Annotated in this window: 21 protein-coding genes; 9 read left to right on the top strand and 12 right to left on the bottom strand. The window is 61.8% G+C overall.

All coding sequences use genetic code 11. The annotated features are described in order from the left end of the window. Window positions 1-79: 79 nt before the first annotated feature. On the bottom strand, window positions 80-1,585 hold the full coding sequence (locus tag PXH66_RS13695; RefSeq protein ID WP_330929235.1) for a hypothetical protein: 1,506 nt from the start codon (window positions 1,583-1,585) through the stop codon (window positions 80-82). A 126-nt stretch (window positions 1,586-1,711) separates the two neighbouring features. Then, complete coding sequence (locus PXH66_RS13690) at window positions 1,712-3,028, bottom strand: acetyl-CoA hydrolase/transferase family protein (protein ID WP_425609077.1); 1,317 nt, start codon at window positions 3,026-3,028, stop codon at window positions 1,712-1,714. 241 nt (window positions 3,029-3,269) lie between these two features. On the opposite strand from PXH66_RS13690, the gene PXH66_RS13685 reads away from it, so the two are divergent. Together PXH66_RS13685 and PXH66_RS13680 are read left to right on the top strand one after the other, a co-directional pair. Next, the gene (locus PXH66_RS13685; RefSeq protein ID WP_330929237.1) at window positions 3,270-3,482 is read left to right on the top strand and encodes a hypothetical protein; all 213 of its coding nucleotides are present in this window, start codon (window positions 3,270-3,272) and stop codon (window positions 3,480-3,482) included. A gap of 837 nt (window positions 3,483-4,319) precedes the next feature. Next, window positions 4,320-5,840 carry an ArnT family glycosyltransferase gene (locus PXH66_RS13680; protein WP_330928375.1) on the top strand — a complete coding sequence of 507 codons (1,521 nt, stop codon included), beginning with the start codon at window positions 4,320-4,322 and terminating at the stop codon, window positions 5,838-5,840. 127 nt (window positions 5,841-5,967) lie between these two features. On the opposite strand, the gene PXH66_RS13675 is transcribed toward PXH66_RS13680, so the two are convergent. The 6 genes from PXH66_RS13675 to PXH66_RS13650 form a co-directional block, all read right to left on the bottom strand. Beyond that, the gene (locus PXH66_RS13675; RefSeq protein ID WP_330928374.1) at window positions 5,968-6,270 is read right to left on the bottom strand and encodes a type II toxin-antitoxin system RelE/ParE family toxin; all 303 of its coding nucleotides are present in this window, start codon (window positions 6,268-6,270) and stop codon (window positions 5,968-5,970) included. Beyond that, on the bottom strand, window positions 6,255-6,464 hold the full coding sequence (locus PXH66_RS13670; RefSeq protein ID WP_330928373.1) for a hypothetical protein: 210 nt from the start codon (window positions 6,462-6,464) through the stop codon (window positions 6,255-6,257). The genes PXH66_RS13675 and PXH66_RS13670 overlap by 16 nt, the downstream gene beginning before the upstream one ends. Window positions 6,465-6,766: 302 nt before the next feature. Further along, window positions 6,767-7,351, bottom strand: coding sequence for a thymidine kinase (locus PXH66_RS13665; RefSeq protein WP_330928372.1), 585 nt, complete (start codon window positions 7,349-7,351; stop codon window positions 6,767-6,769). Window positions 7,352-7,483: 132 nt separating this feature from the next. Continuing rightward, window positions 7,484-9,199, bottom strand: coding sequence for a chloride channel protein (locus PXH66_RS13660; RefSeq protein WP_330928371.1), 1,716 nt, complete (start codon window positions 9,197-9,199; stop codon window positions 7,484-7,486). Between the two features lie 49 nt (window positions 9,200-9,248). Next, on the bottom strand, window positions 9,249-9,881 hold the full coding sequence (locus PXH66_RS13655; protein ID WP_330928370.1) for a class I SAM-dependent methyltransferase: 633 nt from the start codon (window positions 9,879-9,881) through the stop codon (window positions 9,249-9,251). Window positions 9,882-9,885: 4 nt separating this feature from the next. Continuing rightward, window positions 9,886-10,311 carry a hypothetical protein gene (locus PXH66_RS13650; RefSeq protein WP_330928369.1) on the bottom strand — a complete coding sequence of 142 codons (426 nt, stop codon included), beginning with the start codon at window positions 10,309-10,311 and terminating at the stop codon, window positions 9,886-9,888. 221 nt (window positions 10,312-10,532) lie between these two features. Here PXH66_RS13650 and PXH66_RS13645 point away from each other — a divergent pair, with 221 nt between their 5' ends. The 5 genes from PXH66_RS13645 to PXH66_RS13625 all read left to right on the top strand — a co-directional run bounded on the left by PXH66_RS13645 (window position 10,533) and on the right by PXH66_RS13625 (window position 17,453). Further along, entirely contained in the window at window positions 10,533-10,952 is a 420-nt protein-coding gene (locus PXH66_RS13645) for a DoxX family protein (protein ID WP_330928368.1), read from the top strand. A 111-nt stretch (window positions 10,953-11,063) separates the two neighbouring features. After that, complete coding sequence (locus PXH66_RS13640) at window positions 11,064-12,209, top strand: glycoside hydrolase family 26 protein (RefSeq protein ID WP_330928367.1); 1,146 nt, start codon at window positions 11,064-11,066, stop codon at window positions 12,207-12,209. A 184-nt stretch (window positions 12,210-12,393) separates the two neighbouring features. Continuing rightward, window positions 12,394-13,356 (top strand): YheT family hydrolase, encoded by a 963-nt coding sequence (locus PXH66_RS13635; RefSeq protein ID WP_330928366.1) that lies wholly within the window; start codon window positions 12,394-12,396, stop codon window positions 13,354-13,356. Window positions 13,357-13,789: 433 nt separating this feature from the next. Further along, window positions 13,790-14,230, top strand: coding sequence for a hypothetical protein (locus PXH66_RS13630; protein WP_330928365.1), 441 nt, complete (start codon window positions 13,790-13,792; stop codon window positions 14,228-14,230). Between the two features lie 256 nt (window positions 14,231-14,486). Continuing rightward, window positions 14,487-17,453, top strand: a complete 2,967-nt coding sequence (locus PXH66_RS13625) for an SEL1-like repeat protein (RefSeq protein WP_330928363.1) — start codon at window positions 14,487-14,489, stop codon at window positions 17,451-17,453. Between the two features lie 133 nt (window positions 17,454-17,586). On the opposite strand, the gene PXH66_RS13620 is transcribed toward PXH66_RS13625, so the two are convergent. The 3 genes from PXH66_RS13620 to PXH66_RS13610 all read right to left on the bottom strand — a co-directional run bounded on the left by PXH66_RS13620 (window position 17,587) and on the right by PXH66_RS13610 (window position 22,436). Then, on the bottom strand, window positions 17,587-18,933 hold the full coding sequence (locus tag PXH66_RS13620; protein WP_330928362.1) for a metallophosphoesterase family protein: 1,347 nt from the start codon (window positions 18,931-18,933) through the stop codon (window positions 17,587-17,589). A gap of 508 nt (window positions 18,934-19,441) precedes the next feature. Then, complete coding sequence (locus PXH66_RS13615) at window positions 19,442-19,948, bottom strand: ferritin-like domain-containing protein (protein WP_330928361.1); 507 nt, start codon at window positions 19,946-19,948, stop codon at window positions 19,442-19,444. An 865-nt stretch (window positions 19,949-20,813) separates the two neighbouring features. Beyond that, window positions 20,814-22,436 (bottom strand): RNA polymerase sigma factor, encoded by a 1,623-nt coding sequence (locus PXH66_RS13610; RefSeq protein WP_330928360.1) that lies wholly within the window; start codon window positions 22,434-22,436, stop codon window positions 20,814-20,816. Between the two features lie 234 nt (window positions 22,437-22,670). On the opposite strand from PXH66_RS13610, the gene PXH66_RS13605 reads away from it, so the two are divergent. Next, window positions 22,671-23,216, top strand: coding sequence for a CIA30 family protein (locus tag PXH66_RS13605; protein WP_330928359.1), 546 nt, complete (start codon window positions 22,671-22,673; stop codon window positions 23,214-23,216). A gap of 35 nt (window positions 23,217-23,251) precedes the next feature. After that, the gene (locus PXH66_RS13600; RefSeq protein WP_330928358.1) at window positions 23,252-24,520 is read left to right on the top strand and encodes an acyltransferase family protein; all 1,269 of its coding nucleotides are present in this window, start codon (window positions 23,252-23,254) and stop codon (window positions 24,518-24,520) included. Window positions 24,521-24,587: 67 nt separating this feature from the next. Here the strand turns inward: PXH66_RS13600 and PXH66_RS13595 are convergent, their stop codons facing one another. After that, complete coding sequence (locus PXH66_RS13595; protein ID WP_330928357.1) at window positions 24,588-26,609, bottom strand: PAS domain S-box protein; 2,022 nt, start codon at window positions 26,607-26,609, stop codon at window positions 24,588-24,590. Window positions 26,610-26,660: the final 51 nt, after the last annotated feature.

Genomic DNA, 26,660 nt, shown 5'->3' with positions numbered 1-26,660 from the left:
AATTCGGGGTGAATCCCGGCTCGTGATCCGAGAGGCGTGGCCGGGAATAGCGCCTCCTCGGATCGATGTGGGAGGGGCGTTACGGCACGAAGTAGAGTTCCAGCAGGCCGATGCCGGTGGTGTCGCTGACGCCGGAGAGTTGCGCGGTGTAGACGCCGGGTTGGAGCGTCACGACCATGGCGGCGTCGGCGCTGACGTCGGAGGATAAGGCGAAAGCTCCCACCGTATTGAACGTGGCGGCGAGGGTGGCCTCACCGGACCAGTTGTCGTTGGTGGCGACAGGGGCGGTGCTGCCGTCGGCGAAAAGTTTCAGTTCCGGATCGGCCAAGGCGCCGGAGATGTTGAAATCGGTCAGGGTGGGTCCGATGCCGCGAATCAAGACGGTGACGGGGGCATCGCCGGCGACGACGAAGCCGAGGATGAGCAGGTCGTTGCCGGTGCCGACGGTGGAGCGGGCGGAAACGTTGGTGAGGTGTCCGGTGCCACCGACGCTGGCGTCGTAGAGTTCGGCCAAGGCGATGCCGGGCGAACCGTCGCCCGACTCGATGTGCACGCTGTAAGCGCCGGGGGACATCTCACGGAGGAAAGCGGCGTCGAGCGAGGAGGCGTCGAGTGCGAACGCCCCGGCGGTGGACGCGGCGGCGGCGACGGCGGTATCGCCGCTCCAATTGGTGTTGGTGGCGATGGCGTCGCTGGTGCCCGTGGCGAAAAGACGCAGGCGGGCGTCGGTGATGGCGGTGGGGATGTTGAAGTTGGTGAGCGTCGGTCCGATGCCGCGGACGAGCACCGATTTGGTGCCGCCGCCGATGGCGAAGCCGACGACCATGGTGGCGTCACCGGAGCCGGCGGTGGAGCGCACGGAGAGATTGGACAGGGAACCACCGGGGTTGGCACCGCCATCGTTGTTGTCTCCGTTTTCTCCATGGTTGCCGCTATCATCGCTGCCGTCGTCGTCGGGGTCTTCGCCGGGCTCTTCGTTGCCCGGATCGGCCGCGCTGGTGACTCGGATTGCGCCGATGCTGGCCCACGACGTGCCCGACAGGCGCACCACGACTTCGAGCGAGCCGCCGGCTTCGACGGCGATGTTGCTCCAAATCTGCCAATCGATGGGATCGCGACCATCGGTGCTTTCCTGCCAGACTTCGGGTGGGGTCAGGCCGCGGAACGTGATATCGGCGCGGACGTCGTTGACGGTGTATTTTCCACCGTAGACCTCGAAGGGTTTGGTGGCGACCACCTCGACGCGATAAGTCCCGGCGGGGAGGTTGGTGATGTTGACGCTGCCGGCGCCGCGATTGATGGAAGCGCTGGTTTGTTCCGCGAGGTCGGGAAGCCAGTCCTCCACGATCGAGCCGTCGCCGTTGCCGCCTTGGAAGGCGCTCAGCAGGGTGGAGACCCGGGCACCCGTGTCGTTGCCGGTGGCGAAGTCGATGGCGGGGAAGGTGTCGATGCTGTTGCCCACCTGGATCCAGTTACCGTCGGGTCCGTTGGTCCCGAGGTTGATGCGCAGATCGATGGCGGCAAAGGAGACAACACTCGCGGACAGCAGTCCGCACATGATGGTGAGGAAACGTGGGAAACGCATGGGAACAGGGGAACGAAGGTGAAGTCAGGCGGGAACTGACGGTGTGGCCGTCGGACCCACTTTAACCTCATCCGCCCGATGCCCCCATACGCATTGGTGCGTAGAATCGGACCGGTGATTTTCCGACTACTCCTCCAGCGGACCGTATTCGGGCGGGCAGGGGAAGTGCCGGATGCGGCACAGGTCGCGGGTGAGTCCTGCACGGAAATCCGGGTGCGCGATCGAGATCAGCGCCTCGCCGCGTTCGCGCAACGTCATGCCGTGGATGTTGACCGCGCCAAACTCGGTGACGACCCAGTGCACGTGGCCACGCGTGGTGACGACACCGGCACCGGGTTTGAGTTCGGTGACGATGCGCGAGACGCGACCGCCCATGGCCTTGGAAGGCAGCGCGATGATGGGTTTGCCACCGGGAGACAGCGCGGCGCCGCGAATGAAGTCCACCTGGCCGCCGATGCCGGAGAAGATCCGATGCCCGATGGAGTCGGCGCACACTTGTCCGGTGAGATCAATTTCGATGGCGGAGTTGATGGCGACGACCTTGGGATTGGAGCGAATGACGACGGGATCGTTCGTCCAATTGCAGGGATAGAAACTGACCAACGGGTTGTCGTTGACGAAATCGAACAGCCGCTGCGAACCGTTGATAAAGCTCGTCGTTATGCGGCCCGTGCCGACCTTTTTGAGGTGGTTCGTAATGGCACCGGCCTCGACCAGGTCGATGATGTGGTCGGAGAACATTTCGGTGTGCACGCCGAGGTTTCGTTTTTCCATCATGCGGGCGAGCGCAGCGTTGGGAATGCCGCCGATGCCCATTTGCAGGGTCGAACCGTCTTCCACCAAATCGGCGATGAGCTCACCGATGCGGGCCTCGATGGGATTTTCGGGGGGGCTTTCGTGTCCCAGCAGCGGGCGGTTGGTGTGGATCCAGCGGTCGACGCGGTTGAGCGGCACGACGTTGTTGCCGTAAGTGCGCGGCATCTGATCATTGAACTCGGCGACGCGGAGCGTGGCCATGTCGGCGGCGGCTTTGGCGGCGTCGCAAGACGTGCCGAGGGAGCACTGGCCGTGGGCGTCGGGCAACGAAAGCTGCAGGATCGCGACGTCGAGTTTGATTTGACCGGAGAGAAACAGTTGCGGGATGTCGGACAGGAAAATGGGGACAAAATCCGCGCGGCCCTCTGCGATGGCTGCGCGTAAGGGCTGACCGGTGAAAAGCGATACGGAGCGGAATTCTTTTTCGCGTCCCCGGTCGGCGAAAGGAGCCGGCCCATTGGTATGCAAGTGGTAGACGCGCACGTCCTCCAAGTCTGCGCGGGCGGTGAGCGCTTCGAGTAGCGGAGCCGGGGTGGCGGCCGCCCCGTGAATGAACACGCGATCACCGCTTTTAATTACGGCAACGGCGTCTTCGGCAGAAACGGCGGCGGATTTCCAATCAGTCATCATGGTCAACAGGAAGTTGAAGTTGTCTGATCATGAGGCGGATAACCGCAAAATGCGAAGCCCCATTGCGTTGCATGGCTTGTGGACGACTGGGCGGATCTTGCGGTTTGCCGGGAGGGCGATTTGTTTGCGAACCGGTGGTATTGCTCGATCGGCCGATCGTCCGTCGGAAAAATGATGACGGTCGTCGGATTGAAGACTGTAGACTGGCAATTTGGGCGCGGTCAGCCTTGTTGCGAGCATGACTCGCCTGCAGCAGCTCGAACGGGACGCCAACTCGCTCACGGAAGCGGAGCGCGCCGCGTTTGCCGCTCATTTGCTCTCCACACTTTCCGTGGTTATGTCGGACGAGGATGAAGGGGTGGCGGAAGCACTTCGGCGCGAGGCGGAGATGGATGCGACGGGCGAGGTCGGCATTTCCTGGAACGATCTCAAGCACGGCTTGGGACGTTAGTCGGCTGGCCATGGTCTTGACGTTTCACCGGCTGGTGCAAAGCGATCTCGAAGTCGTTTTGAGGTATTATGAAAACGCGGGAGGATCCGGCTTGTCTGATCGATTTTTTGAGGAAGTGGAGTCAGTCTCCAAGGCGATGGAGCGGCGGCCGACCTCGTTTCATTTGGTGACCGGAGGATTGAGACGAGCAAACCTTCCGAGTTTTCCTTATCATTTTCTTTCCGCGAGAAACCGGAGTCCGTTCGCGTGCTGGTATTAAGGCATCATCGCCGAAATCCGAATTACGGCCGAGGCAGAGTATAGGACGGATCGTATCAATCTATCGCGGAAACGGCGCCTTTTCCGGCGGCGAGGCGAGGCACTTACTTCGGGGAGGGGGCATCGGTCGCACATTTTGTGGGAGGTCGACCCATTGGGGTGAAATTCAGACAACCCTAATTAACGCCGTTCACAGAAGGTAACAAAGTTAACAAAGCGTTGTAATAAAGTGAGTTAAATCGAGTAAACTGCATGGCATTCAACTCACCCTACGGGTGAATGAATTGATGCCCATAATCGCCTGCAACTCGTTCCAGCTTCGTGCTCTTCGTTGCCTTCTGTAAAATCCAACTGCGGAATCCCGGACAACCGGGTAGCGGGTGGAGCGAGCTCACGTGTCTTGATTCTCGAACTCCCGTCATCACGTGTTTCTCAAACTGTTCAAGGCGTCCCCTGCGTCCCTCCAATCCACGGTTTCCGATGGGAAAGTGGCGTTGATTTTGCGGCCCGCAGGTTGGCGGCAGCCCCGCCTGTTCGCCAAGACACGGGGCTTGGCCTAAAAATCAATCGGCGAGGCTGATGCAGGATTCTCCGTCACCCGAAACCGCACGTGGAGAACGATGGGTCGTGGTGGTTTTGTTCGTGTTGTTGCTGGCCCAAGCGGTTTTCCTTTGGCAACATCAGGGAACCGTCGCGGGAGCGGCGGACAGCTCCGGCTATTTGAACAGCGCGCGGAGGTTGGCGGAGGGAAAGTCGTCACTGCCCATTCAATTTATTGCGGGCATTGATAACGAGGCGTTGCCCGAATACGTGGAGGAGGTCTACGCCCCGCTCGGGTATCGCGCTCCCCGACGGGATGGCACGATCAGTCCGGTCTATCCGGTGGGGCTACCCTTGTTGTTGGCGGGAATGGCGACCGTTACAGGATGGGCCGCCGCCCCGGGTTGCACGATCGTGCTGCATGCGTTGCTGGCGCTGCTGCTGTTGTATCAACTTGGTCGAGAGTTTGGCCTGCCGCCGGGCTGGTCGTTGCTCGGCGTGCTGATGCTCGCGGTGAGTCCGCTCTTTGTGCACTTGGCGGTTTTGACCATGAGCGATGTGCCCGCGCTCTTGTGGGTCACCTTGACCGTGGTCGCCGCCATGCGCGCCCAACGACATCCGGGGTGGGCCGTGGCCGCAGGGTTCGCCTTGGGGGTCGCGGTGTTGGTGCGCCCGACCAATGGCTTGGTGTTGATCCCTGCGATGATGGCGATCGGATGGAATCCGCCGCGCTTGGGCTTGCTCATGGCCGGTGGGGTTCCGGCGGCACTGGGACTCGTGGCCTACAATTTGCATACCTACGCCGAGGTGCTGGTGTCGGGCTATTACAATCCGGCTGGAACTTTCGGTCTGATCCATGTGGGGCCGACGTTGGTCCACTATGCGATCTGGCTACCGGTTTCGCTCACTCCCCTGGTGGTGGGGATTCTGGCGTTGCCTTGGGCGCGCCGGGTGAGCGGGAGGAATAAACTCGTTCTGGGTTCGTGGGTCGGAGCGCTCTTTGGCTTCTACGCCATCTATATTTACACGCGGGAGGACTATTGGTTCATGCGATTCCTGCTCCCGGCGTTTCCCGCTCTTATTGTCGCATGTTTGTTGGTTTTGCGCAGTTTGGCCGGACGAAGCGGCTTAAGGAAGAGCCGCCTCGTTTCGCCGGCCGCAGCGTGGTTAAGCGTGGCACTCATCGTCGTCGTTCACGGCTCGCTGTGGGGGCGCGCGATGCGGTCTTTTCGCACCGCGCAGGACGAACGTAAGTATCAGGTCACGGCCTCGTGGGCTCAACGTCACCTAACCATGGATACCGTGGTGATGGCCGCGCAGGATAGTGGCGCTTTGTTTTACTATACGGAGTTGCAGGTTTTACGTCCGGATTGGCTGAACCCTGAGGAATTCCATCACGCGGCGGAGAACATTCGAAAGCAGGGGCGTCCGCTTTACGCTGTTCTGAAAGTCTTCGAAAAAGACCGCATATTCTTCCGCCACTTACCGGGAAATTGGGTCAAAGAGGCCACGGTGGGCGACAGTTCCATCTGGAGGTATGAGTGGCCCGATGAAGGCTGAGCTGCCGTCGAGCGTCAGTGACGGGAAATTTGCGAGTCCGTAGAAACCTGGCTTCAGCGAACGAGCGGGTCGGCCCTGTCCTTCGCATGGTCTCTTCCGGCGGCTGGGTGAATCTCCGCACGATGACTCAGTCCAAGTGCAGCTCGTCGGGATTGCGTTTAGCATGCCAAAATCGCAGGATTTTCACGACGCGTGCGGTTTCATCTACGCGATACACGACCAAGTATGGGACCGAAAGGCGACGACGTGCACCGGGCCGCGAACGAATTCTAACTCCCCGAGACGGTAATACCGTCAGTGATTCAGCCAGATTGAGCAATTCGTGACCACCGCGTTCGGCGGCTGCGGGACTGTCCTGGGCGATGAAACGCGCAATTTCACGCAAATCTCGCAACTCGGGTTGGGCGGCGAGGATTACTCGGTAATCCATCGACGGAGATCGCGACGTGCCTCTTCGACAGAAACACCGCCCTCTTCGATCAAAGAGCGATCGGCTTCGTCGATGGCTGCGAGCATGGCAGGTGTCTCTGTCACCAATCGGGTGTTCAACCAATCCGCCACTCGACTCTTATCCGTAGGCGTGAGCTTTTCGATGCCGGCCTCGATCTCGTCGACTGTGCTCATGGTTTCTACGATGGTGCCTTTGGATGGTTGGGCAAACCCGACGTTTGTTACATCCGACCAAGAACGCTGAAGGCTACCGTCGGACCGCACATTCTTTCGGTGCGCCTTCTCCCCATTTGAACGGGCCTGAGATGGTGAGTGTTTTTCGACGCAACCTCATTGGGGCCATTTCCAGCGGAACGATGGAACTTCAGCAAGGCAGTATATACGGAAGCCGAAACCGAGCGCAGGTATCGCTCGCCAGGCATTTTAGCCGGGCCGCATGTTATGGGCGCTGATATGAGTAGCCCTTCCCGCGAGCCTCAGTCGCTCAGGGCTTCGTAGTAGTGCTGGCGGCACATCGCGACGTAGCGCTCGTTGCCGCCGATCTCGATCTGCTCGCCTTCGCGCAGACCCTTGCCGTCGGGACCGAGGCGCAGGTTCATGGTCGCTTTGCGGCCGCAGTCGCAGATGGTTTTGAGCTCGATCATGTCGTCCGCCAGCGCGAGCAGTGCGGCGCTGCCTTCGAAAAGTTGCGCCTGAAAATCCGTGCGCAGGCCGTAGCACAATACGGGAATATCACCTTCGTCCGCGACCCGGCAAAGCTGCTCCACTTGGCGGCGGGTGAGGAACTGGGCCTCATCGACGAGCACACAGGAAATGGGTTTCTGGTCGGCGGGTTTCTCGCTTTCCACGCGTTTATACAGGTCGTCCGTCGGGCTGAAGGCGAGAGCCTCGGCGCTCAAGCCGATGCGCGAAGCGATACGTCCGATGCCGGCGCGCTGATCAACCACCGGTGCGAAAAGCAACGTGCGCATGCCGCGTTCCTGATAGTTGTAGCTCGACTGCAGCAGCACCGTGCTTTTGCCGGCGTTCATGGCGGAGTAGTAGAAGTAGAGCTTGGACATGACGGAGGAAGTTAGAGGTAAGAAGTTTGAAGTATGAAGTCCGAAACCGAGGCCCGGGTTGGGTGCGAGCGGATCCGGTCGCGCGGATCACGCTTCACCAGTCGACTTCACACGTCTCACTTCGCACGGGGTCTACTCTTTCGTGAACAAGATTTCGGCGCGCAGGATGTCATGCAAGGTCATGATACCGATCACGACTTCGTCTTCGCCCCCCACGATGACCACGATGTTGGCGGGGGACTCGATGACCTTGCCCTGCACTTCGCGGATGGTGGCTTCCCTTCGGCAGGTGGAGACCGAATCGATGATGGGTTCATCGCCGAAGTCCACCACGCGCTGCATGTGTTCACGGGTGATCGCCCCTTTCAGCTTCCGGTCAATCACGACGGGAAAACAATCGTGGCGGGATTCTGCGAGGACAGCGCGCAGGTTTCCGACCGACAAATCCTTGACCAAAACCGGCCGGAAATTGGCAGCCCGGCTCACCGGGGTTTCCTGCCACGAGCGCAGATCGCGGGGCGGCATCACGCGTTCGACGGACTGACCATCCTGTTCGAGCACGACGTCGTAGAAATTGTGCTTCGTGAAATACTTCGCGATACCGATGCTCACCAACCCGCCGACCATCAGCGCGGGCACCATGGCAAACTCATGGGTCATCTCGAACACGATCAACAAACCCGTGACCGGGGCCCGCACCACCGCGCCGAGACACGCACACATGCCGACGACCGCGAGCGTCACATGACCCGCGGTGCTCAACGGGTAAACCAGATCGATCAACCCCGCCATGGCGGCACCCGCCATCCCGCCGAAGAACAACGTCGGGGCAAAAATACCACCCGCGGCCCCCAGTCCGTAACAGACCGCCGTCGCCACCAGCTTGGCGACCAACAGCAACGCGGCGTGAGTCCAGGCCATTTGGTCATTGAGGGCGCTCGAAAGATCCTCGTAGCCCAGACCGAACACCCCCGTGTGGCCGGTGTGCAAAAACACCGTGCAGCCGATCAACCATACCGCGAGCCCGCCGAGCGTCGTGCGCATCCACAGCGGCACGCGGTGCTTCTCTTTGTTCCACGCGCGCAGGCCCAGCGAAAACCGTTGAAACCACACGCCCGCCAATGCCGCGATCGCCGCCACGAATGGCGTCGCGATGTAGACCTGCCACTCCGGCGAACCCGCCCCCCGCAGCGTGAACGCCGGTTGCTCGCCCAATAGCCCGTGCGCCACCAACGCCCCGACGACGGCGGCCAGCAGGATCGAACCCAGCATGCGGCTGTTGAGGTCGCCGATGATCTCTTCCAGCACAAACGTCACCGCCGCGATGGGCGTGTTAAACGCCGCCGCCAAGCCGGCCGCCGCCCCCGCCGCACTCGCGAGCCGCCGCTTGTGTTTGGCCACCCCCAGCACCCCGCTCACTTGCGACGACAATCCCGCCGCCAATTGCACCGACGGACCCTCCCGGCCCAGACTGTTGCCGCCACCCACGCTGAGCACCCCCGCGATGAACTTGACCCAGACCACCCGGAACGGGATTTCGCCCATGTCTTTCCAAAACGCCAATTTGACCTGGGGAATGCCCGATCCCGCCGCCGCCGGACAAAACGCACTCAACAACCAGCCCGAGATCGCGGAGGTGCCGCCGATGACCAAAAACGTGCCGATCAAAAACACCGGCGTGCTCTCGCGAGTGAGGCGCTGGATACCGTGCTCGAACACGGTGTGAATACACAGGTGAAAAGCGACAGCTGCACCACCCGCCACGAGACCGAAGATAACGGTCTGCACAATGCCCCGTGTCTTCACGGGCAGTCGGGCCATGGCGCGGGCGGGGAGGTCGAGTATCACAGCAGAGAGAGTTGCGGACAGGAGAGCGTGAGGATCAACGGCTTATTCACTAAATTACCTGCCGGTGCCAGTGGTCCGCCTGCAACAGACCGTGGTTGAAGGTGCGGCGCGCCTGCAGTCCGAAACCGTTCGACTGCAACAAATCGTCGGGGGGCGTGAGCTGCCGCGCCTCCAGGCCGGTCACGAGCCGAAACGAGCCATACATGAGCGCATGGGCTCCGCGGGCGCGCAGTCTTCGCCAGCCCGGTTGAAGGGGAACGGCAAAATCGGTCACGATCCAGTCGGCCTCCGTGGCCGCTGCCCGCGCGAGCGTGGCGACGACATGCGCGAGCGAATCGGGTCCGAAACAGTCGAGCACACAATGCGTTGCAATCGCATCCCAAGCTCCCGGCTCCGGCGTCCACGCACGTAAATCGGCCTGCACAAACTCCGTCGGTCCACCCCGATCGACCCGCCGAGCCCGTTGCAACATCCCGGCGCTCGAATCGACCACCGTCACGGCGACGTCCGGCCGCCGCGCGCGCAATGCTCCCAAAAATCGTCCCGGTCCCTCGCCGACGAGCAGGATGCGCTCGGCTCGATCGAGCACCGCCAGATGAGCCAGCCGAGCCCGTTGCAACACGCGACCGGCCATGGCTTTTTCCAGCCAACGGTAGTGCGGTGCGAGCGTGTCGAAGCTCATGGCCTCAGCGATCAGCCGTTTCCACGGGTGAGGAGAGGGCAGGGCGGGCGCGGCGCGCGGCCCCTACTTTCCCCGCGCATTGCCACCAGAGCCCGGCGACCAAACCGCCGGCGGCATAGGCGACGACATCGCGCCAATCGGCGGTGGCGTGAGCGACGAGCCTCGGGCCGGCGACCTCGCAAAGCATGGACCAGATCACCAGGTGCAGCGCGATCTCCCCGGCGGTCGGCGGAGAATCATGATCCCGCCATTTCAGCAGTCGTTGCACCCCCAGCACGAGGGGCAGGGCGGCGGGAATAAGCAGCAGGTCGTTGAAATGATCGTGCAGGAAACCAGCGTCGACATGGGGTTTCACCACCCACCGATTGAGCGCATAGAGCGCCATGGCTCCGAGGCACAACGCATCACGCGCATACCCAAACGGCTTCACAACAGCGCCAGAATCGCGAGGCCTGACAACGTCGCCAAACCGATTTTTCCAATGAGAACGATCATGGGTCCACTCAGCCGGAAACCCCGTGCGGCGCAAGACTGGAACCCACGTCGCGGGTGGGTAGTGGCGTGGCGCCGGAGGGGTATTAGATTTCTTGGGCGGTGCGCGGCGAGATGACTCGCCTTCCCCGGCACGGCGGGTGCTCACTCCGTCTCACCATGAAAAAGTTCTTCGCCCTCTCGTTTTTGCCCGTCAACGCCGCCCTGGGACTCTTGTTCCTCCGAATCCTTGCGGGAGGGGCGATGGCGGTGTTGCACGGCTGGGGCAAGCTGTTGGGTTTTGGCAAAATGTTTCACACGTTTCCCGATCCCCTGGGGATCTCGTCGGAGGCCAGTTATCTCTTCGCCACCGGCGCGGAGTTCCTGGGGGCGATCATGGTCGTGCTGGGGGTGTTCACCCGATTCGCCGCCCTGAGCGTGGTGTTCACGATGGGCGTGGCGTTTTTCATCGTCCATGGCGGGGCGTTGTCCGGTGAAGGCAGCGGTGAGATGGGCATGATCTACGGCATCGTCTTCCTACCCTTCATCTTCACCGGAGCCGGCCGCTACTCGATCGACGCCAAACTGGGCAATCCGTAGGACCCGGTCATTCTGCTTCACGTTTGCAGGATCGGTGGTGCGGGGCGGGTTGATTGTGCTTCTGCCGACGCGGGTTAGGCACTGTGCTGGGCTTCCGTTATGCGTTACTTGATGCCCCTTCGTCTGCTCGCTGCCTCGCTTTTCCTGCTGCTGGTGTTGCCGGCGCGTGCGACCTCCCCCGTCGCCGCGGCCGGGCCGCAGCCGATTGATCCGACCGTCACGCCCGGAACGCGGGCGTTGTTGCGCAACCTGCACCACATCGGCTGGGAGACCGATACGATCATGTTCGGTCAGGAGTTTCCGCTGAGCTACGACAAGCGCGAGGTGGGCTATCTCGATCCCGATCAATCCGACATCAAAGACGTTACGGGCGATCATCCGGCGGTGCACGGTTCGGACTTTCATTTCCTGATCGACAAGGACCGGCACGAGATCTTCGCGCATACCCGCGCGGCGCAGAAAGCCTACGCCAACGGTGCCATGGTGACGTTCGATTACCACTGGCTGGGCAAATACGGCGGCACCCACAACTGGCACGAGGAAGACGCCAAGATCCTCCACCACGTCGTCACCGGCGACGATTCGTCGGGCGATGTGACCTGGTTCTACACCTCGCTCGACCAGGTGCTGCGCATCATCAACGAGGACCTGCAGTTTCCCATCGTCTTTCGGCCGTTGCACGAGATGAACGGCAACTGGTTCTGGTGGGGCAGTCGTCTCGAAGGCGGACCCGAAACCTACGTGAAAGCCTATCGCCTGCTGGTGGATTACATGCGGGAGCGCACGGACTACGTGCTGTTTTGCTGGTCGCCCGACAAAGCGTTGGCGACCGAGTATTATCCCGGCGACGACTACGTCGATATTGTGGGCGTGGATGGTTACGGTGAGGGCAATCCCCACAACGAGCACTTTACGGTCGAGGCCATGGTGACGTTGTTGGAGCAGACCGTGGATTTCGCGGCGGCCCACGGCAAAGTCGCGGCGTTTACCGAAACAGGTTACCATACCTGGGGGGAGATCGCTTATCACACCGAGCAACCGGACTGGTGGACACGATCGGTGTTGGAACCGATTCTGGCGTCAGAGAAAGCGAGCCGCATCGCGTGGGTGCTTTCGTGGATCAACTCCCACTGGTCGGGTCCCTACACGCCCCATGCCGAATCGCCGGAAGCATCGAAAGCAGCCTTCCGCGCCTTCCACGCCGACCCGCATACCCTCTTCCAAAAAGACGTGGCTAGGTTGAAGCTCTACGACTGATTTTTTAACCACCGATCGACACCGATCCCGCGTTCGCGGGACTACCGTTGCGCGCTGAAGCTTGGTTGGATGTCGGTTTGAAGAGATTGAATTTATGGCCGTCTGATCAGCGTTTATCGGTGTCCATCGGTGGTTAAAAACGGCAGACTGATGGCTCTGTGGTTAAAAACGAAACACGCTTCACATGCCGCTGATTGAATCGACTTATCGGGCTCCCTGGGGGTGCGCCAATGGGCACGTGCAGTCGATCGTGCCCGCGTTGTGGCGACGAGTGCCGGCGGTGCCGATGGAGCGCGTGCGTATCGCCACGCCTGATGACGATTTTATCGACCTCGATTGCGTGCGCGAAGGCTCCGGGCGCGTGGCGATCATATCGCACGGACTCGAAGGCAATTCGCGACAGCCCTATGTGCAGGGCATGGCGCGGGCGTTGGTGAAACGTGGTTGGGATGTGATCGCGTGGAACTGCCGCGGATGCAGCGGCGAGATGAATCGTCGGCTGCGGTTTTACCACAGCGGCGCGAGCGAAGATCTCGCCGTGGTGGTCGATCACGCCTTGGCCAATTCCTCGTGGCGGCGCGTCGCGCTGGTCGGGTTCAGCCTCGGCGGCAACATGACGCTCAAATATCTCGGTGAGCGCGGCGCGGCGGTGGATCCGCGTATCCACGCCGCGGCGACATTTTCCGTGCCGTGCGATCTGGCGGCGAGTTCCGTGCGCCTCGGGCACTGGAGCAACCGCCTCTACATGGAGCGTTTCATGCGCACGCTACGCGGTAAAGTATTGGCCAAGGCCGTGAACTATCCGGCCGAGCTCGACACCACCCACCTCGCCGCCATGCGCACCTTCAAAAATTTCGACGATCGCTACACCGCCCCGTTGCACGGTTTCACCAGCGCGGAGGACTATTGGCACCGAAGCGGCAGTGTGAAGTTTCTCGCGGCGATCCGCGTCCGCAGCCTGCTCGTCAACGCCCACGACGATCCGTTTCTGGCGGGGGAGTGTTTCCCGGGAAACATTGCCGACGCGAGCGAGCACTTTCACCTCGAGACCCCGCGCCACGGCGGCCATGTGGGCTTCATCACGCGCGGTGCCAGCGGCGAATATTGGTCGGAAACCCGTGCGGCCGAGTTCCTGGAAACCGCTTGATATTTGGTGCCTGCGGGATTCCGGCGCGGTGGCGCTTTTCCCTGATCTTTGCGCGAAAGTCGCCCAGTCCGCCCAGGGTGATGCGGCAAAGGTTGACGTGCTTGCGGGAGAGTTTGCCGTCGTGCGTGTTGCATTCCGGGAGGCGGGGCGGACCGGGCATAATGCCTCATGGCGTTGCGTTTGGGCGCTGGTCCTTTCATTAAAAAAATTGGTTAGATGTTGAAAATGAGTGATTAAGAATACGGCGCCCTGGAGCGGGCATGGTCAATGCGTTGGTGAGGCGTATGAGCCCATCATGCCGTTTCCCTCGTTCCCTCGTCTCCGCACTGCCGCCCCCGCGGTCGCGCGGGTTGGTGGCTGGAAGCTGGAACCGTTCATGACTCTGTCACCCATCAGCGGCGTTCGTCGCCCTCAACCCTAACTCACCATGATCATGAAACCTTCTCGAATTTTCACCGCCATCGCCGCAGTCGCCCTCTTGTGGGGGGCCGGTTGTGCGTCCTCGTCTTCGCGTCCTCGCGTCTCCTACCCGGTTACCTACCAAATCCAGGTGGGCAACAGTCAGGTCAGCGCTTCCGGTGACGCCCAAAATCTCAACGTGATTGCGAACCAAAATGCGGAAGTCGTCCCGGGCCGCCGACTCTATGTCTACATCGATTCTCCGGTCGTGGTTGATTTCAAAATTGTCGAAATCGCCGGGTCGCGGAACCGCCTCGTCACGAAGATGGAAGGCACCCGGTTCGAGACTTCATTCACGCCGCGCAGCGACCAAGCGCGATTCGAATTCTCGGCCGCCCGTCCCAACAGCAGCGGTCTGTTGCAATTCACGATTTCCGACCAACCGGTCCCCGCTCCCCGGATGGCCACCAACTAAAGCGAATTGATTTTCGCCACCACCGCGCCCGGGGCTCCGCGTCCCGGGTGTTTTTATGTCCCGCGGGGATCAAGCCTGGTAAATCTCCGCTGGTCGGCCGTCGCCCGATGCGGTGACTTTTCGTTCTTCGGCTGCCCCGGCCTACGCACCTATGCGTAGAGAGCCGGGCTGGCGGATGGCGCGGGGAAAGCAAAAGTGGGCGGCATCGTTTTCATCCGCCAGCCGACGGGAGGTCGGCCGTTTTTCTCTTTTGCTCATGATATCGCTTTGTCGTCGCTGGTCGCCTCGTCTGATTTCGAAGGGGCGTTGGCTCATATTTGTCTCGGTCTGTCTCGCGCGTTTGGCGGGGGCGCCGTCGGTGGCCCCGGGACCCGTGATTGAGACGGTGCGTCCATTGGCGGCGGGGAGTTGGGTGGGATGGGCGGAGCGTGATCCGACGCCGTTGTATCTGCTGTTGGCCGGTCGACCGCCGCTGGAGTTGGGTCAGGTGGGGGGTGTGCCTGCGGCGCAGGTTCGCAGTCGCGACAAGGTGTTGTGGGTGGGCCGGGATTTTGCGGCGGTGGGGGTCATCGACGGATCGGACCCGATCGAAAATCACGAGCTGCCCGGGGACTGGGTCCACGCGGCGGGCAACGATGTGGGGTTTGTGATCTCGGACGGCGTGCGTTCCAAGTTCTCGCCCGACGGACGAGTCTGGCAGGACGGTGGCCCGACGCCCGATGAGTTTACCCGCCTCGAGCAGCTCAAGGCGGCCGACGGGCTTTTCGTCGCGTTGGCTTCGATGACCAGCGACGTGGATGGGACAATCTACCGCTACTCCCGGCTGGATGTTTCGAGCGATGGCGTGGCGTGGGAAACGGTGCTGATGTCGGAGCCGATCATGGGCCATGAGCTGCCGTTGGAAATGCTGGGGCACAGTGGGGGTCGTTGGTTCGTCGCCGGGGCGACCGAAGCCTACGTCTCAACAGACGGGCGCGAATGGGCGGCGGTGGCAAACGGTTCGGGCCGCCAGCCGGAACTGCGCGGGGCGGTCCTCGATACCGGTGGCGGCGAGTGGTGGGCGCGCAATTGGAAGGACCAATACGAGTTTTCCCCGGACGGGCTCGATTGGTCGGCACCGTCGCAATATCTGCACACCACCGCAGGCGCGGGACCGTTCTGGGTGGTCGGTCCGGAGGGCATGCGCAACCTGACCATCGATGCTGATGGGACGGTGCGGGTGAGCACCTTGGCGGAGTTGATGCACGCGCCCGCAGCGCAACTGGCTCGCACGGCGGTGCGGCGACCGGAAGTGTTCCAAGGCACGTTCGCCGCGGTCCGTTTTGAGGCGGGTTACTACGTCATGCCCGGGGATGAGGGGCGGATCTATTTTTCCACTGATTTGGTGGATTGGGAGATGGTCCAGACCGATACCCCGGTGGCGGTGGCCGTGGTGCGGCATGACGGCGAGCGTTGGGTTGCGGGCAACAAACGCATGGAGGCCGCTTACTCGGATGATCGCACGACGTGGACGCCCTATCGCTACTCCCATGCGGCGCGACCGGAGGCTGACGCCGCCCTGTGGCGCGGCGAATACTGGGCTGGTTATCGCATTCTCGGGGTGAGCAACACGTATGCGCACGGCCAATACGGCGGCGAAAAGGACACGTCGGAAAAAGTCTGGGATGAGCAGGTGACTCTGCCCGTGCCCACGGCCATCTGGCGTCAGCCGGACCGGTGGCATTTGGTGAACCAAGACGGTCGATATTTCACCAGCGACAACGGGGAATATTGGCAACCCGAAGGCTACGTGGAGACCGGTGAGATCGATCGCGTATTCTTTGCCGCAGGCAACGACGGTGAGGTGATGTTTGCCGAGGATCGCAAAGGGCGGGTCACGTTGCGGGTGAAGACGGGGGAAGGTTTTCAGGAAGCGGTGGATAGTCCGGTCGAGGTGATTCACGGACTGGCCTACGGTGCGGGACGATTTTTCCTGGCTGGACGCAAGACTCCGGCTGCGCGTCCGACTTTTTATCGCTCGGACGATGGGAAGAACTGGACCGCGCTGTTCGAGTGGGGGGAAACGCCGGTCGGCTTGGTGTTCGGACCGGCCGGTTTGGTGGCCAACAACGACCGTGGAGTCTTGATGCGCTATGAACCTCCGCCATGGCCGAGCGCCCCCGGGCCGGCGCGAGGACCCACGCCCATACCCGAAATCAATCTGCGGAACTTTGGCGAGAACATCGTGGGCAAGGGCAAGTTTCGCCGCAATCTGGGGCCACAAACGGCGGACCAGCACCGCGAGAAGGCGCTGTATGAAGTCAAGGCGCGGGCCCGCAACGGCGATATCACCGCCCAACTCGAACTCGCGTTTGTCGTATTGGAGGGCCGGTATGCCACGTTCAACCCGTGGCGGGCGGAGCGGTATTTCAACGCGGCACGAGCGGCCGGTGACGCGACGGCGGCACGTGGTTATGCGGAATTGTTGACCCGGTGGAAACCGGAGACGCCCGTGACCACGATTTACGATCTCTACCGTGAAAGTGCGGCCCGAGGCGACGGCGCGTCGGCGGCTTGGTTGGCGTTAAAACTACCCCCGGACCGGGTTGAACCGACGGAGATCGCCCGGTGGCGCGCACAGGCACTCGAACATGATCCGGGATTTGCGCACAAGTGGGATTGGCGCGAAAAATATTATGCTCAAATCGCTGCCGCCGAGGCGGGTGACGCCGACGCGATGGCCGTCGTGGGGCCGATACTTATTTCGGGAGAAGTGGTGGCCGCGGACCGAGCGCGAGGCTTGGAGTTGCTCTGGAGTGCGGTGGCGCAGGATCACGAAAACGCATCGACCTACCTTGTCCGGCTCTACGAAACGGAGTTCCCCACCAAGCCGACCAGTGAGTGTGCCGTCAGCGCTGATGAATACCGGCAGCTGTTGATCAAACTGAGTGATACGGGAAACAAGGCGGCGATTGCGCGACTGGTTAATTTTCAAACGTCGGGTCAAATGGGTGTCCCCCGGGACGAAGCGCAGGCCTATGCCCGTGCCCTGGCTCTGGCTGAAACGGGCGACGTGGACGGCATGGCGCTGCTGGCGGGCGTGTTGATGGAAGCCCGTGGTGAAGTGCGCGACGAAGCGGCAGCCAAAGCGTGGCTGAAGAAAGCCGCCGCCGCCGGTCACGCCGGAGCCCGCCAATGGTTGGAACAACACGGGGCGACGTCAGCCGACGGCGTCACCCCATGAGCCGAGTTTCCGGCAAGGGCGCGCCCGGGAGCCCCCCCTCTACATCGAGCGCTTCAGGGCCTGAAAAGGCCTCATTCCTTAATGTTTTATGTCAATTGCTGTTCGCTCGATAACGGATGGTTGGGGCGTCGCGTTACGACTGCCAGGCTTGGGTGCCGTCTTGGTAATACCAGGTTTCGGTGAGGCCGGAGTGGCTCAGTTCGAGCAGGGCGAAGCCGTTTTTGACGCGCAGCGCTTGCGGGGGAGTGGGTTGGTCCAAAGGGGCATCGGTGTAAAAGCGCACGGCTGACTTGTTTGCCGCCTGCAGCCAACTGGAGTTGCCGATGGGGATGGCGGCGTTGCCGAGGCAGCGGCACTCGATCTTGTCGCCGCAGGCGGCACCCGGTCCGTAGACGATGCCGTTGTGTTCGTGCCCCCAATACCAGTAGGCGGGCATGTGGCCGCCGAGGGCGTCGGAAACGTTTTGCCAGAGCGGGGTCGTGGCGCTGCCGGTGACGTTCATGCCGCAATGGTGGGTCATGAGGATGACCTTTTTACCGGTGGCCATGGCTTGTTGCAAAAAGGCTTTTTGCGCGGGATCGGTGAGCGCGCCGGTCATGAAGAAACTGCTCGGATCGTAGTAAGCCGAATCCAATCCGACGATCAACCAATCGCCCCATTCGACCGAGAAGTAGGTGGTCTTTTGCTGGTCGCCAAACGCGGGGCTGCCGAGCGCGGTTTTAAACAATCCGTTCGCACCGTCATACATCTCGTGGTTGGAATTCATGGTGAAATTCCCAAGCCCGGCGGTCGGCCAGCAATTGACCAGTTTCTTGGTCTCCTCCGCCGCGGTGCCGGAGTAATAGACGTCGCCCAGATGGATGATGATATCCGGTGACAGGGACTTGATTTGATCGAAGACGAGCTGCGAGGGACTATTCGCCAAATTACCATCTTGGTAGGGCCCCGTGCCACAGTCACCCAGCACCGCGATTTTCAGGCTGGTGGGTTGCGTGAGTTGGAGTCGTTTGGGCTTGTTGGCAAAGGGATGCAGCCCGATGGGCCAATGCACGTTTTTGAGAATGAAATAGTCGATCGCCGAGAGCAGCCAACCGGGGTCCAGCTGTGCATAGGGCGCGACTGCGAGCAGGGTGCCGTCGCCATACAGCACGCCGGCTCCGGCGAGTTGGGTCATCCATTTTTGCCAATCGGCGGGCTGGATTCGGCTGGGCGGCATGCCCAACCGACGAAGCACGTCGACCAGCCACTGCAGGTTGGGCGGCAGGTCATGATTGAGGGTATAAAGCACCCAACTCAGTTCGATGTGGCCGGGGGCGTCCGGAGCGGGTGGATCGCCGCTCATGAGGTCGATGAGCAACTGTTCCGATTCGACCAAGGGAATCCAGTGGGAGTCTGAGATTTGGCCGCCGACTTCGGCGTGGGCCTGGAGGGTCAGCCCTTTTTGTTCGAGGTTCGCCTGTTCAGTGGTGGTGAAGTTCATGCGTGAGGGGAGGGACGGGGGTGGTGGTGCAGCGAAACTCCGCGGAAGCGGAGCCGGGAGGGGGCCCGAAGGTCTTCACGCGTGACGGGCGGAAAACGCCCGAGCGGGGGCGGTTCTGCCAACGTGGTCCGACAACCCATACCCTGGACCGGGCAGAACGGGCTGCCAGCGGGGGGGACGCCAAACGGGCATCGTGCGGGAAGGTGGCCTTCATGGGGTGGGGTAAGTCTGAGACTTTGAGGTTTCCCCGAGGCCAGGCAGGGAAACCGAACGCCATCATTATGGCAGGCCGAACCACGTAATGGCGAGTTTGTTTAGCACCGGGCGTCGGTTACGTTTGGGCGGCGCGGAAGGTCGGGCGGTTTTTTGGACCGACCTGCGCCCCATCGCTCCGTGATTTTCCCCTGCAAAACGCGGCTGATCTCGCGGGTTCGAGCCGCAAAAAAAGCGCGCCCGAGGGCGCGCTTTCGTAGGTGGTGAGAATTGTTTTAAACGAGTCCGGTCCCGATCAATTGGGCATCGCTTCCTGGTTGATACCTTTGGAGAACAGACCGCCGGTGGCGATGTGCGTGAGCTTGTCATCGGCGGACTTTTCTTCGTCCAACGTCTTGCCGAGTAGCTTCTTCACGTCGTTGGCGTCGACGGCATCGGCAAAACAGGCGGCCGAACCATACGCGGCGATTTCGTAGTGTTCCACCCGTTGCGCAGCGGCGATGAGTGCGGCGTCCTTCACGGTGGGATTGGCGAGCTCGTCGATGGTTTCGCTGCTCTCGCGAATCAGACCCTTCATCGCTTCGCACGTTTGGCCCGTGGGCTCAACGCCGAGGATCTGGGCGGCCTCGGCCAAGCGGTCGACGTGGTCTTTGGTTTCGTTCAAATGGTCGTGGAACGCGGTCTTCAGGTCGGCGTCGGTCGCGGCCATTTCCATTTTGGGGAGGGCTTCCAGGAGCTGCGTCTCGGCGCTGTAGAGATCGCGGATTTCGTGAACGAGGAGGTCGGTAAGATTGTTTAACATAGGATTGCGATGGATTGAGTTTAAGGATGATGCGCGAACCACGTTGGCGTGGTCACGCGAGTGCATTCTTCCTTCGCACCTTTCGAACCATCCGCGGACGGGGCATGCTTGAAATGAGTTTCCTGATGGCAGCCAGCGGCTTACGAAATCAAATAATTTTTTGCGCAGGAAATGGCGGCGGGCTGATCCGGTTTTTTGCACGGATCTCGACGTCATGAATCGTGCAAATCTCAGCTCGCGCGGCGCGAACCAAGTCACAGCCACCAGAGGCGCAGGAGGCACAAAAAGGAGCCACGTCAACAGCCTCTGTTCTTGTGCAGTCAGCCCGGCGTTTTTTTCCCACGAAACACACGAAAAACACGCAATTAAACGAGCCTCGGATGCCGGCCGCCAAGGTAGGGCGCTTTCGCCGAAAGCGCCGGAACACGTGAGGGTGGAAAACCGTGAGCTCGTGCGCGCTCACCCAGGGAGGGACCGGTTCCACCCGGTCCGCGTTTCATCCTGGAGGCAGCACGCGGACGACGTGGGAGTCGTCCCTCCGAGGTTACCCGGATTCCCCGAGCAGGATGCGCTTGGTCACAGAGAGCGCAGCGCCGGGTGAAAGAGGAAGCCGTCAGTCCGGCGTTTTTTTCCCACGGCACACACGAAATTAAACGAGGCTCGGATGCCGGTCGCCAGGTAGGGCGCTTTCGCCGAAAGCGCCGGAACACGTGAGGGTGGAAAACCGTGAGCTCGTGCGCGTTCACCCAGGGAGGGACCGGTTCCACCCGGTCCGCGTTTCATCCTGGAGGCAGCACGCGGACGATGTGAAAGTCGTCCCTCCGATGTTACCCGGATTCCCCGAACATCTATCAAAACGAATGTGCTATGTCGCCCGGCGGCCGAGGCGTTGGCGGACGGCGCGGGCGTAGAGGATGACGGGCACGAGCACCAGGATAGCGATCAGGGCGAGCCAGAGCACCGGGTCCTGCGGGCCGTCGGGGGCGTTCAGCGCGGCCATCGCAATTTCGTCGTTGGCGTGTGACGCGAAGGCGACCGGACCCACCGCCACCTTTTGCGCGATGGCAAAACCGCCGCTCGCCGCCATGTCCCAACCGAGTGCGGAGAGCCAAGCCAGCGCCTTCACGCCAACCGCCGCACTGCCGAGCGCGAACAGACCGACGCTCACCATGCCGAGAGAGATCACGCCCACACTCACGGAACCGACCGCGAGGATCCCGCCAGCGACTGCGCCGACGCTGATCGGTGCGACTGCGATGCCGCCCCAGGCAAATAACAGTCCGTAAGCGCGGTCGCCGCCCGCCACCCAACCAAACACGGGTTTCTCACGTTCATCGGCGGTGGAAAATCGGATGTGCACCAACGGCACGCCCCACAACTGCCAGCGGCTGCGATATTCTTTCGCCGCCGCGCCGACTTGGTCGCGGGCGTCGGCAAAGTTATCCGGATGGCGGATACGTTCGCTGGAGCGCAGCTTACTTTGCCGGCGGATGATGACCACCATCGCCATGGGCCACGCGACGACGAAGCTGAGCACGAGCACTTGGGCGGAGATCGCGCCCAGCAGGCGGTGTTCCCACCAGTGATAGGAGCCGGCTCGCACGCCGTAGAGGATGGCGAGCAATGCGATCGCGCTGCCGAAAAGACCGATCGTGGCCTTGACCACAAACCGGCGTTCGGCGGGGGTCCGCGCCTGGTCGAGATTGGCGCGCAGGGCGAGCACGGCGCTGATCACGCCGGACAGCGAAGCCAGCAGCGCGGCGACGCCGGTCCACTTCATGAGCAAGCTACCCTGTGCCGCCGCCGCGCCAATGCCCGCAGCCTTGGCTGGCGTGGCCATGGGAGGCAGCGCGGCGAGCACGCCGATGGTGAAGAGCTTGCCGGGGGTGCTGCGGGCGAGCGCGCCTTCGACGAACGAGAGCACTTGTTCCTGCAGGATTTTGCGGCCGCGGGAGAGGCGTTGTTTCACGGCATCTTCGGAGAGGTCGAGGGCGACGGCCACGTGTTCCACCGAGCGGTGTTCACGATAATAAAGAATGAGCGGCTCGCGGTAGGTTTCGGGGACGCGTTCCAGGGCGCTCCACATGATGGCCTGCTCCTCTTTTTCGATGGTGGCATCGGGGGTGGAAGGGATGTCGGATTCGAGCTCCTCGGCCGTGTCGAGCGGATCGGCTTGGCGGGACGGTTCGCGTCCGTCCACGCGCCGCAGCCGAAAGACTTTGTTGCGCAAAATGCCGCATAACCACGACCGCAGTTTCTCCGGTTCGCGCAGCTTGGGCAGTTGGCGCCAGGCCTCGACGAAGGTTTCCTGGGCGAGGTCTTCGCTTTGACTGAGTTGACCCGTGGCGGAGTAGGCCAGCGAGCAGAGGAGGCGCTGATGACGTTCGACGATGGGGCCGAAAGCGGAGCGGTCACCGGCGAGGCAGGCGGCCACCAACTCGGCGTCGGAGGCGAGGGCGGAGGAGGGTATCGATTCGGAGAGTTGCATGATGGTTTGCCTATACGTGTCCGAAAAGGGCGAGGGGGTGACAGACTTTCTGCCGGTTCCGCAGAAAACCGCAAAAACTTTGTCACCTCGTCGCGGCGACCGGGCACTTACCAACGAACTCAGATTAAATCTCTCCTCCATCCATTACATAAAATGAACCCAATCCATTCCTCTTTCTCGTGCCCTTTCGCCGCTATTCGCCTCGCGGGCTTTTTTCTCCTGACGCCTTTTCTGGTGAGTCCGTTGACCCTTCGCGCCGCCGATGCGCCGGCCGCCCCGGCCTTGCTCGATAACTTTTCCCACGCCGAACATACGCCCTCCGGCGCGGGTCGTATGATCATCACCGATAAGGAAATGGGCGGCAAATCGCAGGCCGACTTGGCGTGCGTCGACGGCGTTCTCAAAGTCGAGGGCAAGCTCGTGCCGGGGCGCGGCATGCCGGCCTTTGTCTCGGTGCCACTCCTGTTGACCCCGGACGCCCAGGTGCAGGACGTGAGTGCCTACAAGGGCGTGCGACTCCGGGTGAAGGTGAAGCGCGGCATGCTGTCCGTGCAGGTGGCCAGTGCCGAAGTCGTGAACTTCGACTACCATGCCAGCGCGCCGATCGCGGGCAAGCCGGGTGACTTTCAGGAAGTGCGCATTCCGTTCGCGGATATGAAACGTGCGTGGTCGGAGCAGATCCCGCTCGACCCCCGGACCGTCACCAGCGTCAACCTCGTCGCCATCGGCATGGCACCGGATGCGTTCGGCTACGAGGTGGACGAAATCGGTTTCTATTAAGCCGCAGCAACCTGCCCTCAACCCGTCCTCCGGTCATGAGCACCTCCCTCGCCGACGCCGCCCTCACCCCGCCCGCCGTGGCTGCATCGGCGGGCGCGGCCCGGCTTGATTATCTTGATGCCACGCGGGCCTTCGCGCTCGTGTTGGGCATCGTTTTTCACGCCAGTTTGTCGTTCATGCCCACTTACATCGGCTGGGCGGTGCAGGATATTTCCACCGGTGCGCTGGTCGCGTCGTTTGTCACGGTGAGCCACGCGTTTCGCATGGAGGTATTCTTTTTGTTGGCGGGCTATTTCAGCCATCTCACTTTTCATCGCCGTGGGGCGGGAAACTTCATGAAGTCGCGCTTCGTGCGCATCGTCGTGCCGTTTGTGCTCGGGTGGTTTTTGCTGCGACCGCTGCTCACGGTGGCCTGGGTCATGGGCTTCACCAGCATGCGTGGCGAGGTCGACATCCAGGCGGGCATCGAAGCGGCCGTCGAAATGCTCAAGGCCGTGCCGGCCGGGCTGTTCACGCAAACTCACTTGTGGTTTCTCTACTACATCGTATTGGTGACGGGACTGGCGCTCATCGGCCGGGCGGTGTTTGGCGCGGTGGCGGGCGTGCGCTCCGACCGCTGGAAACGCGGCCTCGATGCGGGCGTTGCCTGGCTGGCGAGTTCACCCTGGGGACTGCCCGTCCTGGCGGCCCCGACGGCGTTGGCGCTGTGGCACATGAGTCATTGGGGCATGGATACGCCCGATAAATCCCTGCAGCCGCATGGGCCCGTGCTTTGCATTTATGGCGGCTTCTTCTGTCTCGGTTGGCTGCTGGACCGGCAACCGGCCGCCATGGCGGCACTGGCACGACTCACCCCGACCCGGGGGTTGGGGGCGGTGGTCGGACTCGTCGGGGTGTTGAAGTTGTCCGACATCCAAATGGATCCCGGTCACGCGCACCATGTGATTGCGCACTACGGTTTTGTGGCGGCCTACGCGTTGCTGATGTGGTCGCTCGTTAGCCTGACCATCGGGGTGTTCAAAAAATGCTGTTCGCGGCCCCGGGGCTGGGTGCGTTACGTCGCTGACTCGTCGTATTGGATGTATCTCATTCACCTCCCGATTGTGATCTGGCTGCAGGTCGCGATCGCGGAAGTGCCGATCCACTGGTCGTTCAAACTCGGGATCGTTTCAGCGGCCACCATCGCGATCGCGTTGATCAGCTACGACCTCGTGGTGCGGTCCACCTTCATCGGCGCGGTGTTGAACGGTCGCCGCCGGAATCGCGTGCTGGGGCCGTGGTTGGTGGGGCAACGGGGACGGTAGGAATCTCGTCGCACATAACCTTTGCCGGGGCGTGGAGCCTGGGTGGAGGGTGGCCTCTCCGGCTGAATTACCGGGGAGCGCCGGACGTTTGATTCATGATGGCTTCATCCAAAATTTCGATGGTGATCGGTTTGACCAGATGGGCCGAAAACCCGGCGGCGAGCGACTGGGCGATGTCTTCCTCCATGCCGTAACCGCTCAGCGCGATGCCGACCATGGCGGGTTGGAGAACCCGCAGTTCGCGCATGAGCTCATACCCGTTGCGGTCCGGTAAACCCACGTCGGAGATGACCAACGTAAAGGTCTCACCCTGGGCCAGTTTGAGGGCATCGGCGACGCAGGCGGCAGCCTTCACCTTATGATGACGGGAGAGCAGTCGCTTGAGCGTGGCGCGCGTCGGCGCGTGATCCTCGACGAGGAGAATTTTTATACGCGCGGGGGAGTTGCCGTTGGTATTTCCCGGGCGGGTCGATGCCGCACGGGAAGCCAGCGATGGAGCGTGCCGCGCGTGGTTTTCCCGGGTGGTCTCGGAGGTCGTGGCGGCGGGCCGGCGGTGAAGCGGAAGTTCGACGGTGAAGGTCGATCCCTGGTTGAGGCCGGCGCTGGAGGCCCGGATTTTTCCGCCGTGGATTTCGACGAGCATGTTCGATATGGCGAGTCCCAGGCCGAGTCCACCGAAGCGGTGTTTGGCGTCGGGGCGCGCGTGGTCGCCTTGGCTGAAGGCCGTGAAGATCCGGCCAATCTCCTCCGGACTCACCCCGATGCCGGTGTCGCTGACTTTGATGAACAAGCTATCGGTGTCGCTGGTGGTTTCGACGGTGACGGTGCCGTGCGCGGGCGTGAATTTCACCGCGTTCTTGAGCACGTTCCAGAGGATTTGCTGGAGGCGGATCGGATCGCCCCACACCAAATGTTCGCCCGCCTGCGGGTTCACCACCAGTTGCAGCTGTTTCTTGGTGGCGTCGGGGCGCACGTTTACCAGGGCGTCATTGATGATGCCGTGTAGATCGCACGCCTGTTGATCCAGCGTCAGTTTGCCGCGCGTGATGGAGGTAAGGTCCAGCAAATCATCGATCAACCGCGCCTCGAGATTCACGTTCTTGCGGATCAGCTCGAAGTCCTCCCGCACTTCCGGTGGTAGATCCGGGTTGGACGCTCCGACACTGGAGAGCAACAACACCGGGTTCAGAGGAGTGCGCAGTTCGTGGGACAGGGCGGCGAGAAAATCGTCTTTGGCCTGGGCGGCCGCGATCGCCTGATCGCGCGCGAGTTCGAGGTCGTGCTCGGCTTTTTTTCGGGCCGTGATCAGCCGCGTCGTGCCCACGACCGCCGTCACGTTCCCCGAGGCATCCAGGACCGGGTTGAAGATGTATTCGTGCTCGTCGAGTTTGCCGTCGCCGCTGACGTAAGGGGTCTCGCCCCGGAAAGCAGTTTTGGTTTCGATCACCTGCTGAATTTGCGACTCGAGAGTGCGGGCGAGGTCCGGAGGGTAGCCGAGCTCCAGACAGCTCTTGCCGGTGATCTCTTCCAGTGATTTGCCCCACAAATTCAAGAGGGGTTTGTTGGCATAGATCCAACGTCCCTGCAGATCGAATGAATAGGCGAGGTCCGTGATATTGGAGAGGGTGGCATCGAAGAGCTGGGCCTGGGTTTCGATTTCCTCGACCAGCTTGGCCAGTCGCCGCGCCTGTCGTTTACGCTCGGTGATATCGTAGACGAATTTGGACGCCCCGACGATTTTCCCTTGGTGGTCTTTGATCGGCGAGATCCGCACCGCCACGTCGACCAATGTGCCATCCTTCCGACGTCGCTGGGTTTCATCGTATTGGACGCGTTCGCCTTGGCGAAGGCGCGCGAGAATGCTTGATTCCTCGTCTTTGCGGTCTTCCGGGATGAGGAGCTGGATGGACTTTCCGACAATCTCCGCGGCCGTGTAGCCGAACAGCAGTTCCGCTCCTCGATTCCAAAATGTGACCGTGCCGTCCAGGTTCTTGCTGATGATGGCGTCTTCAGACGACGACACGATGGCGGCGATCTGTTGAGCCACGGCGGCGGACGGCGCGGGGGTGGGGTTTGCTCCGGAAGTCATGATCAAGTCGGGGGGTTAACCAGCGATTCGAAAGAAGGGAGGGACGCAGGG

Source organism: Synoicihabitans lomoniglobus (genome assembly GCF_029023725.1).
GTDB lineage: Bacteria > Verrucomicrobiota > Verrucomicrobiia > Opitutales > Opitutaceae > Actomonas > Actomonas lomonigloba.
This window is presented reverse-complemented; position numbering and strand designations above follow the sequence as displayed.

Coding starts and splice junctions, on each gene's coding strand:
- PXH66_RS13645 (WP_330928368.1), top strand. CDS start 10,533: ATGAAAAAGTTCTTCGCCCTCTCGTTTTTGCCCGTCAACGCCGCCCTG.
- PXH66_RS13615 (WP_330928361.1), bottom strand. CDS start 19,948: ATGTTAAACAATCTTACCGACCTCCTCGTTCACGAAATCCGCGATCTC.
- PXH66_RS13680 (WP_330928375.1), top strand. CDS start 4,320: ATGCAGGATTCTCCGTCACCCGAAACCGCACGTGGAGAACGATGGGTC.
- PXH66_RS13685 (WP_330929237.1), top strand. CDS start 3,270: ATGACTCGCCTGCAGCAGCTCGAACGGGACGCCAACTCGCTCACGGAA.
- PXH66_RS13595 (WP_330928357.1), bottom strand. CDS start 26,609: ATGACTTCCGGAGCAAACCCCACCCCCGCGCCGTCCGCCGCCGTGGCT.
- PXH66_RS13635 (WP_330928366.1), top strand. CDS start 12,394: ATGCCGCTGATTGAATCGACTTATCGGGCTCCCTGGGGGTGCGCCAAT.
- PXH66_RS13620 (WP_330928362.1), bottom strand. CDS start 18,933: ATGAACTTCACCACCACTGAACAGGCGAACCTCGAACAAAAAGGGCTG.
- PXH66_RS13670 (WP_330928373.1), bottom strand. CDS start 6,464: ATGAGCACAGTCGACGAGATCGAGGCCGGCATCGAAAAGCTCACGCCT.
- PXH66_RS13695 (WP_330929235.1), bottom strand. CDS start 1,585: ATGCGTTTCCCACGTTTCCTCACCATCATGTGCGGACTGCTGTCCGCG.
- PXH66_RS13600 (WP_330928358.1), top strand. CDS start 23,252: ATGAGCACCTCCCTCGCCGACGCCGCCCTCACCCCGCCCGCCGTGGCT.
- PXH66_RS13690 (WP_425609077.1), bottom strand. CDS start 3,028: ATGACTGATTGGAAATCCGCCGCCGTTTCTGCCGAAGACGCCGTTGCC.
- PXH66_RS13630 (WP_330928365.1), top strand. CDS start 13,790: ATGAAACCTTCTCGAATTTTCACCGCCATCGCCGCAGTCGCCCTCTTG.
- PXH66_RS13665 (WP_330928372.1), bottom strand. CDS start 7,351: ATGTCCAAGCTCTACTTCTACTACTCCGCCATGAACGCCGGCAAAAGC.
- PXH66_RS13625 (WP_330928363.1), top strand. CDS start 14,487: ATGATATCGCTTTGTCGTCGCTGGTCGCCTCGTCTGATTTCGAAGGGG.
- PXH66_RS13675 (WP_330928374.1), bottom strand. CDS start 6,270: ATGGATTACCGAGTAATCCTCGCCGCCCAACCCGAGTTGCGAGATTTG.
- PXH66_RS13655 (WP_330928370.1), bottom strand. CDS start 9,881: ATGAGCTTCGACACGCTCGCACCGCACTACCGTTGGCTGGAAAAAGCC.
- PXH66_RS13610 (WP_330928360.1), bottom strand. CDS start 22,436: ATGCAACTCTCCGAATCGATACCCTCCTCCGCCCTCGCCTCCGACGCC.
- PXH66_RS13640 (WP_330928367.1), top strand. CDS start 11,064: ATGCCCCTTCGTCTGCTCGCTGCCTCGCTTTTCCTGCTGCTGGTGTTG.